Here is an 11,512-nt window from a genome sequence, read left to right as displayed (position 1 = left end):
AATGTATAGATTAATAGATCATAAGCAGAACATACTTAGACCAAAAGGTGATCAGAGTTTTCACACAGTCTGTGCCATTTGCAGACAGTGGTAACGCTTGCAGCACGCGCGCCCACGAAATGGAGCCGGAGGCGCAATGTAGTGGGAGTCGCCGTTTGTTATGCATGTGGACTTTCTAATTGTGCAATGATTAACGCAGCTATCTCTTTAAGCTTCCCAACCTCTTCAAACTGCACGCCATGGTCTTTTATCACCAACAAAGGTCCTGGTGAAAATGAAAATGCCCCACAGTTTGACCGGCAGAAGAGCCATTGTGCTGGAATATGGTTGACCCAGTCACCCCCATAGCGCGCTCGAGAGCTTTACCTATTTTCTGAACGGTTAGCATGCATGCTTGAGCAGCTTCTGCAGACAGATCGTAAATTGTGACCGCTTGTTCCTTGGGTACTACTAATACGTGACCATCCTTCTGCGGCATTATATCCATGAATGCGAGCGTTAAATCATCCTCATAGACCTTTACACAGGGGGCCTCTCCAGCAATAATCTTCGCGAAAGTATTACTATTGTCGTAGATTGGGTTCACTGATTTCTCCAGCTTACGGAAATGCATAACGCAGTTTTAAGCGGCGTGAAACAGTTTGCTAAAATGTGAAACGAAGTGGAACCGAGCAAACTGTTACGAGTCCGACTTTAAAACCTTGTTATGTATCGCTTCGCTCTGAATTACGATAAATCTCCTGAGCAAGAGAGTCCATGTAAGATGATATTTTGGGAGAAAGCCTTTCATAAACGTCGTCCAAATTAGCAAACTCATCGCCTTGTACCCAACCTAGTCCGTGATGATTATTAGCCAATTTTTCAGAAACATGACCAACATGCTTGATTGCATTATTTAACTCTCTTAGTTCATCAAATGCTTCGAAATTGTTAACTGACTCTAACGTGAAAGGAAGCGCTGATTTTAATGAATTTATATTGAACAATTTTTTCGAGTCGATGGATGGAAGATGCCATTCGACAACTCTTTTTGTATGAATTTCTACGAGCTTAAACAACGCTGTAAGAGCCAATTCATTCGCAAGGTTCTTTACTTGTGCTGCTAGGTAATATTGATCATCGAGAACATTTTTGTACTCTTCAACATCTCTGGCATCTATAAAATTATCTGGCGACAATTCAGTCCATTCACGATCAACTTTACCCTCCCAGTCAGAAATTGATTTTCTTACCAGCGCTCTGAACTCACCTATCGCCTCATCATTAATTCTTCGGTGATGATTTTCTAACATTTTGCTGAAACTAATGCCCATAACCTTCCTTAGATACATAACAATTTATTAGTGTTCACTTGAACAAAGTATTTATCAAGTCAATATAAGTTTTTAGTGCTGGCAATATTAAGAATATAACAGTGAAAGCAACAGCCCACTTTTTACTATACCACCATCTTTTTAATGTCTGAAAGTGATCTGGAAGCTCTTCTAGCCTCTCTTTCTCAGCAACTATTTGCGGGTAAATTTGAATAGAATCACCTGAAGAATAACGTATGAGTTTGAGATTACGAAGCTTATTTATAGATGCCTCTGAATAAAACTCCATACTCTCCAGTTCCCTCGTCATTATTGAGTCACCTTTGTTAACAAAATAACTCGCTATGTATTTTAGTAAAACCTTATCACCTTCGGTATACACAACTCTCTCCGTGAACACTAACAGCTTATATTACATACCTTGATAGTTTCACCAATAAATACCTTTGTAAACAAGTAATTAAAATGGTTGAGAATTACGCTGGTTATTTTGCACCAAAACGGCGTTTAATAATGTTATCGGACAAAGTTAGGCTCCTACTCAAAGAAGTTGAAATTAGTTTAACTTTTTCAGTGTCCGGTGAACGCTCAAATAAGACCCCAAAAAGTGGCTCATTTAGCAATCTAGGTTAACACTATCAAGAAAACAGGTGTATATTTCCGATAACGACCTTTGAAGCCATAGAAACGGAAGTTTACTTCCGAAATATAGCAATATAGGCTTACAAACCGGAAGTTTACTTCCGTTTTGTACTTTAAGATTGTAAGCCGGTGTCTAGTGAAAGCTGGCAAGTCCAAACTCGTTTCTGCCCCATTACGCGTTAACGTAAATACTCTAATGGCAGCTGTGGGGTGAACAAAGGACCTTGCTGTTAACCTCAAGGAAGCAAATCTATTCCAAACAGCTTCAGCAATAAAGAAAACAGCCAAAAGCAAATTACAGTTATTAATGAGCTGATGAGTAACGATAGCCAAAAACTGTAGCGCTGCATCAGCATGGGGAAAAGTAAAAACATGGGCAATGTGGGAAGTACATACCAGAAAGTGTACCAAGCATGATTGGCTATTTTCTCTGACGGCTGCTTTTCAACATATAACCAAATCATGGCTAAAATTGTGACTGTCGGTAAGGCCACTATGAGTGCGCCTAGTTTATCATTTCGTTTTGCTAGCTCCGATGCCGCGACAATGACCGTAGCGGTGATCAAATACTTAGTTATTAGCCAACCCATATAATACCCTTAAATCTAAAAACCGATTGCCTATCGGTTTTTGTTGTGGCAATATAGCCAGCGAATTAAATAGAGTAAAGTGTTATGCAATTAGGTGAACTAGAAAAATTAGTGCTTCAACATTTCTGGAATGTCAAAGAGGCGGATGCAAAGCAAGTACATAAAGTACTGGGGTTAGCTCGTGGTAATTCGTTAAATACTATCCAAAGTACGCTTGATAGGTTATTTAAAAAAGAATTACTTAAACGCACTAAACAAGGCCATGCGTATTGTTATTCAGCCAGAGTAGATCGTGAAGGCTTAATTGCTCAACTTATTTCAAATGTAACCAGTGACTTTGTTGATGATGGTGAAAATAGCTTAATTGCTGCGTTCAGTTCTGCTTCGGCACAGCTTAATGACGAACAACTCGATACATTAGAAAAAATGATCGAGAAACAACGCCAGCTAAGAAAGGAACGGGCTTAATTATGTTAGTTGGAGATATGGCAATCGTTCTAAATTTGCTCAGTGTTTCAGTGCTTGCATTTGTGATCGGTATTGCAACTGTTGCTGTCGTATCTCGTTTTGTGTTGTTCAGACTCAAACAAGTCAGTTTTAATAGTCAAAAGTTTATATTGTGGTCACTAGTGAGTGCACCTTGGTGGATAGCCTTTTCTTGTATTGGTTACTTTATGCCTTACTCGTTAGGGTTTGATAAAGTTTTTAACATAAGCTGGTTCGAAGATTTTGCCCATTGGCACCATATCGATATTTTTAGCTTTTCAAGTTGGCACGCGTTAACCTTACTTTTAGCACTAATCTATTTAGCTTGGCGCGTAACTAAGACTACCTTTGTTAGAACCAAACAGTCCATCGCATTATCGAGTTTACTAAGCTTTACTGATGCACAAGATGCTAGGACGACTAATGGCAATCAATATTTATTGATGCCTGTTAAAGTGCCTGTTGCCTTTACTACAGGTTTTATATCTCCCAAGATATATGTATCAACCGGACTACAAACCCAAGTTAGCGATGAACAACTTAATATCATCGTTAATCATGAACTGGCCCATGTAACGGCAAGAGACCCGTTATTTAAAGTGCTTTTCACGGCACTTGCCAGCTTCTATCCGTCACGTATAAAACAAACCCTAATCGAGCAATATGTCTTAATGACGGAAAAGATGGCCGACAATGAGGTCACAAAAGAATACGACCACCTTGATATCGCACAGACATTAATTGATGTCGCTAGACTTCAAAAAGCACTTCCTACGGACTGCGATCAGGCGTCTGTTAGCTACTTCGGACATGATTACACGAGTCTTCGTGTTGAGGGTTTATTAAATCCAATTAATAAACCGTCACTTACTACTATCATCATTACTCTAGCATTATTGGCAACTATGCCAGTACTAGCGGCATCCACTGTCGATAGTTTTCATCACTTTATCGAAACTTTTTTCATCCATTAATTAAGGATATGGAATGAGATTTAATTTTTATAAAAGCAACGGAAAAAAACCGATCGACAATCGGTTTTTGGCTGTTGGTCTAGTTTTAACAACGGGGGCTGGTTTAGTAACATCAACTCCCTTTTTGGCTAATGCGCAGTCCCAGCAGCAATTACAGTCATCACATCAGGTTATAAATTTAAGCAAGGCTGTGACCATGACTCTACAAAGTCATCCTGAGCTAAAAGCCTTGATAGCTCAAGAAGCTGTGTGGCAAGGTAATATCGAGCAAGCTGGCATTGGAGAGCGTCCTCAAATAGGTTTAATGATTGAAGATGCGTTAGGGACAGGTGAGCATAGCGCATTACAAAGTATGCAATCAACGCTCACATACTCTTGGTTGCTTCAACAAGATCAAATTGATGGCAGAGTTAATGCGGCAAAAAGCCAAGCAAATGCAGTAATAGTAGAGCAAAAAATAAAAGCCCTCGATTTATCTGCGATTGTTGCTAAACAGTTTGTTGAAATCTTGATAAAGCAAGAGCGCTTGAAACTCAATCAATTAGCGGTGTCTCAGGCACAGGAAGTGGTTGACGCTATTGCCAAAAGAGTAAAAGCGGGTAAAAGTTCCAATGTTGAAATGCGCTTGGCTCAAGCCGAGCTGGTTCGAAGAAATCTCGCTGTAGAAGATTTAGAGCACGAATTAAAAGCTAGTCATTATCAACTGTCATCCTTATGGGGCAAGCCTCAGGCTGAGCTTAAATTAACTGGGAATTTAATGCTTAAGCCGGAAATTCCCTCGGTAGAAAGCCAGCTAATCAAGCTTAAGCAAGTCCCACAAATACAGCAGTTTGTTAATGAACAACGTATCGCTCAGTCTCAAATGGAGCTTGCACGCATTGAAGCAAAACCTCAGTGGCAACTCACTGCGGGATTGAGACGATATGAAGCGACAGATGACTTTGGTTTAGTAGCGGGTATATCTATTCCTTGGGGGAATGACAATAGCAATGCAGGAACAATAGCGGCCTTACGCGCAAAACAAGATGTACTGGCAACTCAGCAACAAGCCTTAATGCAGAAACTGGATGCACAGCTATATGTGCTATTACAAGAAATGGCGCATTCCCACCATGTCATTGAAACGATTCAAGCTGAAATTATTCCCGTACTAGAAACCGCATTGACTGAAGCAAGTCAGGCATTTGATATCGGTAAGCTTAGCTACAACCAGTGGAGTGATATACGTAGAGAGCTGCTCAGCGCCCAAAATCAGTTACTTGATGCTTATCAATCTTTGCATTTACAACATATTGAAATTCAACGCCTAACTGGCGTGCCCGTTAGTGATAGCGAGTAAAACCATGAGTAAATTTATGAAAAATAAAAATATTCTGTCGTCATTGAGCTTGGCGATTATTATCTTATTCACAGGTGTCGTCGCACCTAATGCTATTGCAGCATCAACACCTGCGGCAGAGCAAGCTGAACCAGAGAAAGGTCCACACCGTGGGCGCATGTTACGAGATGGTGATTTTGCCATTGAACTCTCTATTTTTGAAACTGGTGTGCCACCAGAGTTTCGTGTTTGGGCGACAAATGATGGACAACCTATAGACCCAAAGAATGTCGATTTAAACGTAAAATTAATTCGCCTAGGCGATGGCACTGATGATATTAACTTCAATGCTCAAGGTGACTTTCTTCGCGGTGATATGGTGATTTATGAGCCTCACTCTTTTGTTGTTGCCATTGAAGCAACTTATCAGGGTAAAAAGTACAATTGGCGATATGACAACTTCGAGGGTCGCACCACAATTGAACAGGCAGTTGCCGATGCAATGGAAATCAACACTGAAATCGCAGGCCCTGCGACAATTCATCAAACCATACCCGCTTATGGAAAATTAAGTTTACCTGTGGACGCTAAGCGAAACATTGCTGCGCGTTTCGATGGTGAAATCACCAAATTACACGTCAATTACGGTGAAATTGTTAAAAAAGGGCAAACGCTATTCACAGTAGAAAGTAATGAAAGTCTTAAGCCCTACGTTATTAAAGCGCCCATTAACGGTGTTATTACCCAGTTATTCGCAAACGCGGGTGAGCAAACTAATGGTAAAACCTTACTCACCATTACCAATCTTAATCGCCATATTGCCAAATTAGCGGTTTATCCTTCGGATTATTCCAAGGTTAAACTGGAAACGCCAGTTACGTTAAACATTGAAGGTCATGAGGACCCCCTTGTAGGTGAGGTGTCATTTATTGAACCTAGCGTGAGAGATGATCAGGCAAGAATAGTTTGGGTCGAATTAGAAGGTCGTAACCTTGCCGAAGGCGGCTTCGTAAAAGCTGACATTGAAGTTGCAACCATTGATGTGCCACTGGCTGTAAAGCGTGTTGGCTTACAAGGTTTTAGAGACTTTACTGTTGTTTACGCCAAAGTGGGTGAGCAGTATGAAGTTCGTATGCTTGAGTTGGGCCGCACTGGAGGCGAATGGATTGAAGTATTAGGTGGCCTAAAAGCGGGAACCGAATACGTGACCAACAATAGCTACATCTTAAAAGCCGACATTGAAAAGTCTGGCGCGTCACACGATCACTAGGAGTGTATAAATGTTGGAGTCAATTTTACGCTTTTCAATAAAGCGCAAATTCCTTGTCATGGTGATGGTGTTAGCTGTGTCAGGTTTGGGTATATGGAATTTTACCAAACTACCGATTGATGCAGTGCCTGATATCACCAATGTGCAGGTAATGATCAATACCGAAGCGGCTGGGTTTACGCCATTAGAAGTTGAGCAAAGGGTAACTTTTCCGTTAGAGACCGCATTGTCGGGTTTACCGGGGTTAACCTATACCCGCTCAGTTTCTCGTTATGGCCTATCTCAAGTGGTTGCAATATTCAGTGATGATACTGATGTCTATTTTGCCCGTCAGCTTGTTAATGAGCGTTTATCAGCGGCACGCGCTGAGTTACCGCTGGGCTTAGAGCCTCAACTTGGGCCAATTGCGACAGGTCTTGGTGAAATATTCATGTTCACTGTTGATGCTGAGCCTGATGCTACACATGCTGATGGCACGCCTATTACACCAACGGATTTACGAACCGTACATGACTGGACAATAAGACCACAGTTAATGCGGGTGCCGGGTGTAGTAGAAGTGAACCCGATAGGCGGATTTGAGCGTGAAATATTAGTCGCTTTCAAACCTGAAAAGTTACTTGCTTTTGGGCTGTCACAAGCCGATGTGGTTGATGCAATTTCGCAAAACAACCAAAACCAAGGTGCAGGCTTTATTGAGCAAAATGGCGCACAGTGGTTGTTAAGGCTGCCCGGTCAGGTTACTGATATGACTGCCATTGGTAATATTCCGCTTAAGTCGCTTGATGGTTCATCAATTTATATAAAAGACGTAGCCGATATTGAAAACGGCAAAGGGCTTAGAGCTGGCGCTGCTACACAAAATGGTCGTGAAGTGGTGATGAGTACGGTATTTATGCTTATTGGCGAAAATAGCCGCACAGTAGCTCATGCCGTGGGAGAAAAGCTCAAGGAAATTAACGCCACTTTACCAGAAGGTATAGTCGCAACTGCTGTTTATGATCGCACTAAATTAGTAGATAAAACGCTACAAACGGTTCAGCTTAACCTGATCGAAGGGGCGATATTGGTTATCGTTGTACTCTTTGTGCTACTTGGTAATTTCAGGGCTGCATTTTTAACAGCCTTAGTGATCCCATTTGCCATGTTGATGACAGTAACAGGTATGGTACAAACTCGCGTGAGTGCTAACCTGATGAGTTTAGGCGCGTTAGATTTTGGTTTGTTAGTCGATGGTGCCATTATTATCGTGGAAAATTGTCTTCGCAGGCTAAGTCAAGCAGGAAACAAACCTCTGCCGCTAAAAGAACGCATGGAACTCGTGTTCGAAGCCACAAAGGAAGTCATACGTCCAGCGCTATTTGGCGTGTTTATTATCACCGCTGTTTACTTACCCATTTTTGCTCTTGAGGGTGTTGAAGGCAAAATGTTCCACCCGATGGCGATCACCGTGGTTATCGCGTTACTTAGCGCTATGGTGTTATCGGTTACCTTTGTACCCGCTATGGTTGCCTTGTTATTTAAAAAGCCTGTGAAAGAAAAACATAGCCCAATAATTCGTGGTGCTACTGTTCTTTACAAGCCTGCTTTAAACTGGGTTTTAAAAGCCCGTTGGTTCGTTGTTATAGCCGCAACTGTATTAGTGGGTTTCTCAGGTTATCAGGCAACTAAGTTAGGTAGTGAATTTGCGCCTAATTTGGATGAAGGTGATATTGCCATGCACGCGCTGCGAATTCCGGGTACGTCATTGTCTCAAGCAATCGCGCTTCAGGAATCTTTAGAAGATAAAATTAAACAAATGCCAGAAGTTGAACGCGTCTTTGCCAAAATAGGCACTGCCGACGTTGCAACTGATGCCGTTCCGCCAAGTGTCGCAGATAACTTCATTATCCTGAAACCTCGCGAGTTGTGGCCTGATCCAGATAAGACAAAAACTCAAGTTGTAGAAGAGTTAGCCGCGCTAGTAGAGCCAATTCCGGGGAACCGATATGAGTTTTTACAGCCAATACAAATGCGTTTTAACGAATTGTTAGCTGGGGTGAGAGCTGAACTTGCGATAAAAGTGTTTGGTGATGACTTTGATACGTTGACTACGTTAGGCAGTGAGATAGAGGGTGCAATCTCTCAGGTTGAAGGTGCCGTAGATATACAAGTTGAGCAAACCACTGGTTTACCCATGCTTAATCTTGTGCCAAATCGTGAAAAACTGATGCAGTTTGGTATTAGTATTAGCCAAGTACAGTCTCAAGTGGCAATGGCTATGGGCGGTACAGTTGCAGGTAAGTTTTATCAAGGCGATGTGCGCTCAGATATTGTAGTAAGGCTCACAGAGTCCAAACGTAATGATATCGATTCAATACCTTATTTACCGATAACGTTGGCTGATGGACATACAGTACCACTTAAAGAATTGGTTGATATTGAGCTGATATCGGGTGCTAACCAAATAAATCGTGAAAATGGTAAACGTAGATTGGTAGTAACTGCCAATGTTCGTGGTAGGGACTTAGGTAGTTTTGTTGCAGACATACAAGCAGCCATTAATGAAAACGTTGAAGTACCTGCTGGTTATTGGGTGGAATATGGCGGCACTTACCAAAAACTGCAATCCGCTTCAGAGCGCCTGAGTATTGTTGTGCCTGTCACTTTAATCATGATTGTTGGTTTATTAATCCTCGCCCTTAACTCGTTTAAAGATGCCATGATCATCTTTACGGGGGTTCCGCTTGCATTAACTGGTGGTATTGCTGCGCTGTTACTACGTGATATTCCGTTCTCAATTTCGGCAGCGGTTGGCTTTATCGCCTTATCGGGCATCGCCATCCTAAATGGACTGGTTATGGTGTCGTTTATCAGAGAACTGCGCAAAGATGGTTTGGCACTTGATAAAGCAATCTTTGATGGTGCGCTGACGCGTCTTCGACCTGTGTTAACAACCGCACTCGTTGCTTCATTAGGTTTTATTCCTATGGCGTTAAATACAGGCATAGGCTCGGAGGTTCAGCGGCCTCTGGCAACAGTAGTCATTGGTGGCATTATTTCGTCAACGATTTTGACTCTGTTTGTCATCCCTGCCTTATACAGAATTTTACATAAAGAAAAGGAGTCTATTTTGACTGATGTTGAAGTATTGGAGTCTCAAGATGCCAAGTAACATGATTAAAGTACTGACTTATCTGACGATTGCGCTGTTAGCGCTTGTCAGTATCGAAGCTTTTGCTCACGGAGTCGATGATAAAACCAGAGCATTTTTAGAGCAAAATAATGGAGTACAGTTTATCCCGTTTTTATATATAGGCGCTAAGCATATGATAACGGGCTATGACCACTTGCTGTTTTTAGTCGGTGTTATCTTCTTTTTATATCGTAGCCGTGACGTACTGTTGTACGTCACCATGTTTACTATTGGGCATAGTACAACCCTGTTATTTGGTGTGTTAAGTGACATACAGGTCAATGCTTATTTAATTGATGCCATTATCGGTTTTTCCGTAATTTATAAGGGCTTCGATAATCTAGGTGGCTTTAAGCTTTGCTTTAATTGGCAGCCTAATACCCAATGGGCGGTGCTGATTTTCGGTCTGTTTCATGGCTTTGGTTTAGCTACCAAATTACAAGAGTTTAGCCTAGCTGATGAAGGTCTTATTACCAACCTGATTGCCTTTAACTTAGGTGTTGAACTTGGTCAATTTGCTGCGCTCGCACTTATTTTGATCATGATAAATGCATGGCGAAAACTGCCTTCATTTCAACGCTTTTCGACAGTCACAAATACCGCACTAATGAGTGCTGGTGTGATGTTGATGGGCTTACAACTTGCTGGTTACTTTACCATTTAATCGATTTTTAACTTATAGAAATACAGAAATAAAAGAGAATTTTATGCAACATACAGTTAGTACCAAAACACTCGTTAAAGCGAGTATTTCAGCAGTCGTTGTCGCGGCTATTGCACTGGTTACCTTTATCTTACCAGCAGAGTACAACATCGATCCGACAGGTATTGGAAACAAGTTAGGTTTAACAGCACTTGCACAAGCGGCTGAAGTGGAAACAACGTCATTAGAGACAACTAAAGGCACGGATGAGTTTCAAACAATAGAAGTGACAGTCCCTGCGGGACGCGGCATCGAATATAAATTTTATATGAAGCAGCATGAAAAAATGACTTATGAATGGTTAACCGATGGTGTTCCATTGTACTTCGATTTACATGGTGAGCCAGAAGGTGACACAACGGGATATTTTGAAAGCTATGTTATTGCTACTACTAATGAAATGAAAGGTAGTTATACCACGCCATTTGAAGGCTCTCATGGCTGGTACTGGAAAAACAAATCAGACAAGCCAGTTTCAATACAGCTAATGGTCAAAGGGCAATACGAAGTTATTGGCCTTAAACAATAACGAATTTAACTTTACGAATTTCATACAAAATGGAGACTAAAATGAACAAACTAATATCAATCGTTGCGCTTTGTGGTGCCTTGCTAACTAGTAATGTACAGGCACATGGAGATCATGGTGTCATCAGCGGTCAGAAAGCTGTTAGCATCGCTGCAACACATATTCAGAAGATGACATTTAAAGACGCTGGTTTTGAAGTTGGTAAGTTAGATGAGTCATGGAAAAATATTGATAAGTCGCAACTTTCGATTGCTAGCGTTGAAGACAATTTCTACGTAGTTAGTGCATCTAATGCTAGCAACGAAGATAAGCTTTACTTCCAAATTGCAAAAAATGGTCAAGTTATAGCGGTTAAAAATAAAAACAACTTTTAACAAAATAAGAAGGCACCTTTTGATACATGAGGTGCCTTTGTTTTTGTACCAAGTCCGCTTTTGGCACAGACTGTGTAAAAACTAATTTTTAATAAATTGTCTTGGGTATGTTCTTAGTTTAAAACCATCTAGGATGGT

Annotated in this window: 12 protein-coding genes; 8 read left to right on the top strand and 4 right to left on the bottom strand. The window is 41.2% G+C overall.

All coding sequences use genetic code 11. The features are described from left to right. Positions 1-250: 250 nt before the first annotated feature. The 4 genes from AAEY57_RS17775 to AAEY57_RS17760 form a co-directional block, all read right to left on the bottom strand. Positions 251-586: an HIT family protein gene (locus AAEY57_RS17775; RefSeq protein ID WP_350608406.1), complete on the bottom strand. Its 336-nt coding sequence runs from the start codon at positions 584-586 to the stop codon at positions 251-253. Between the two features lie 118 nt (positions 587-704). Next, positions 705-1,313 (bottom strand): hypothetical protein, encoded by a 609-nt coding sequence (locus tag AAEY57_RS17770; RefSeq protein ID WP_350608405.1) that lies wholly within the window; start codon positions 1,311-1,313, stop codon positions 705-707. A gap of 34 nt (positions 1,314-1,347) precedes the next feature. Further along, positions 1,348-1,695, bottom strand: a complete 348-nt coding sequence (locus AAEY57_RS17765; RefSeq protein ID WP_350608404.1) for a hypothetical protein — start codon at positions 1,693-1,695, stop codon at positions 1,348-1,350. Positions 1,696-2,191: 496 nt separating this feature from the next. Then, positions 2,192-2,545: a DUF3147 family protein gene (locus AAEY57_RS17760; RefSeq protein ID WP_199527589.1), complete on the bottom strand. Its 354-nt coding sequence runs from the start codon at positions 2,543-2,545 to the stop codon at positions 2,192-2,194. An 84-nt stretch (positions 2,546-2,629) separates the two neighbouring features. Here AAEY57_RS17760 and AAEY57_RS17755 point away from each other — a divergent pair, with 84 nt between their 5' ends. The 8 genes from AAEY57_RS17755 to AAEY57_RS17720 are packed head-to-tail and all read left to right on the top strand — an operon-like array spanning position 2,630 to position 11,374. Next, positions 2,630-3,013: a BlaI/MecI/CopY family transcriptional regulator gene (locus AAEY57_RS17755; RefSeq protein WP_028834938.1), complete on the top strand. Its 384-nt coding sequence runs from the start codon at positions 2,630-2,632 to the stop codon at positions 3,011-3,013. A gap of 17 nt (positions 3,014-3,030) precedes the next feature. Further along, on the top strand, positions 3,031-4,005 hold the full coding sequence (locus AAEY57_RS17750; protein WP_350608403.1) for a M56 family metallopeptidase: 975 nt from the start codon (positions 3,031-3,033) through the stop codon (positions 4,003-4,005). A gap of 13 nt (positions 4,006-4,018) precedes the next feature. After that, a complete protein-coding gene (locus AAEY57_RS17745) occupies positions 4,019-5,344 on the top strand; it encodes a TolC family protein (protein WP_350608402.1) in 1,326 nt (441 codons plus the stop codon). A gap of 16 nt (positions 5,345-5,360) precedes the next feature. Further along, on the top strand, positions 5,361-6,593 hold the full coding sequence (locus AAEY57_RS17740) for an efflux RND transporter periplasmic adaptor subunit (protein ID WP_350608401.1): 1,233 nt from the start codon (positions 5,361-5,363) through the stop codon (positions 6,591-6,593). Between the two features lie 10 nt (positions 6,594-6,603). Next, positions 6,604-9,747 (top strand): efflux RND transporter permease subunit, encoded by a 3,144-nt coding sequence (locus AAEY57_RS17735; protein ID WP_350608400.1) that lies wholly within the window; start codon positions 6,604-6,606, stop codon positions 9,745-9,747. Continuing rightward, positions 9,737-10,432, top strand: coding sequence for a HupE/UreJ family protein (locus AAEY57_RS17730; protein WP_126873610.1), 696 nt, complete (start codon positions 9,737-9,739; stop codon positions 10,430-10,432). The genes AAEY57_RS17735 and AAEY57_RS17730 overlap by 11 nt, the downstream gene beginning before the upstream one ends. 43 nt (positions 10,433-10,475) lie before the next feature. Beyond that, complete coding sequence (locus AAEY57_RS17725; RefSeq protein ID WP_126873590.1) at positions 10,476-11,000, top strand: hypothetical protein; 525 nt, start codon at positions 10,476-10,478, stop codon at positions 10,998-11,000. A 41-nt stretch (positions 11,001-11,041) separates the two neighbouring features. Beyond that, a complete protein-coding gene (locus tag AAEY57_RS17720) occupies positions 11,042-11,374 on the top strand; it encodes a DUF6488 family protein (protein ID WP_126873588.1) in 333 nt (110 codons plus the stop codon). The last annotated feature ends 138 nt before the right edge of the window (positions 11,375-11,512 follow it).

The organism is Pseudoalteromonas sp. MER144-MNA-CIBAN-0113, assembly GCF_040308965.1.
Classification (GTDB): Bacteria; Pseudomonadota; Gammaproteobacteria; order Enterobacterales; family Alteromonadaceae; genus Pseudoalteromonas; species Pseudoalteromonas tetraodonis.
This window is presented reverse-complemented; position numbering and strand designations above follow the sequence as displayed.

Coding starts and splice junctions, on each gene's coding strand:
- AAEY57_RS17770 (WP_350608405.1), bottom strand. CDS start 1,313: ATGGGCATTAGTTTCAGCAAAATGTTAGAAAATCATCACCGAAGAATT.
- AAEY57_RS17760 (WP_199527589.1), bottom strand. CDS start 2,545: ATGGGTTGGCTAATAACTAAGTATTTGATCACCGCTACGGTCATTGTC.
- AAEY57_RS17755 (WP_028834938.1), top strand. CDS start 2,630: ATGCAATTAGGTGAACTAGAAAAATTAGTGCTTCAACATTTCTGGAAT.
- AAEY57_RS17750 (WP_350608403.1), top strand. CDS start 3,031: ATGGCAATCGTTCTAAATTTGCTCAGTGTTTCAGTGCTTGCATTTGTG.
- AAEY57_RS17745 (WP_350608402.1), top strand. CDS start 4,019: ATGAGATTTAATTTTTATAAAAGCAACGGAAAAAAACCGATCGACAAT.
- AAEY57_RS17740 (WP_350608401.1), top strand. CDS start 5,361: ATGAAAAATAAAAATATTCTGTCGTCATTGAGCTTGGCGATTATTATC.
- AAEY57_RS17735 (WP_350608400.1), top strand. CDS start 6,604: ATGTTGGAGTCAATTTTACGCTTTTCAATAAAGCGCAAATTCCTTGTC.
- AAEY57_RS17730 (WP_126873610.1), top strand. CDS start 9,737: ATGCCAAGTAACATGATTAAAGTACTGACTTATCTGACGATTGCGCTG.
- AAEY57_RS17725 (WP_126873590.1), top strand. CDS start 10,476: ATGCAACATACAGTTAGTACCAAAACACTCGTTAAAGCGAGTATTTCA.
- AAEY57_RS17720 (WP_126873588.1), top strand. CDS start 11,042: ATGAACAAACTAATATCAATCGTTGCGCTTTGTGGTGCCTTGCTAACT.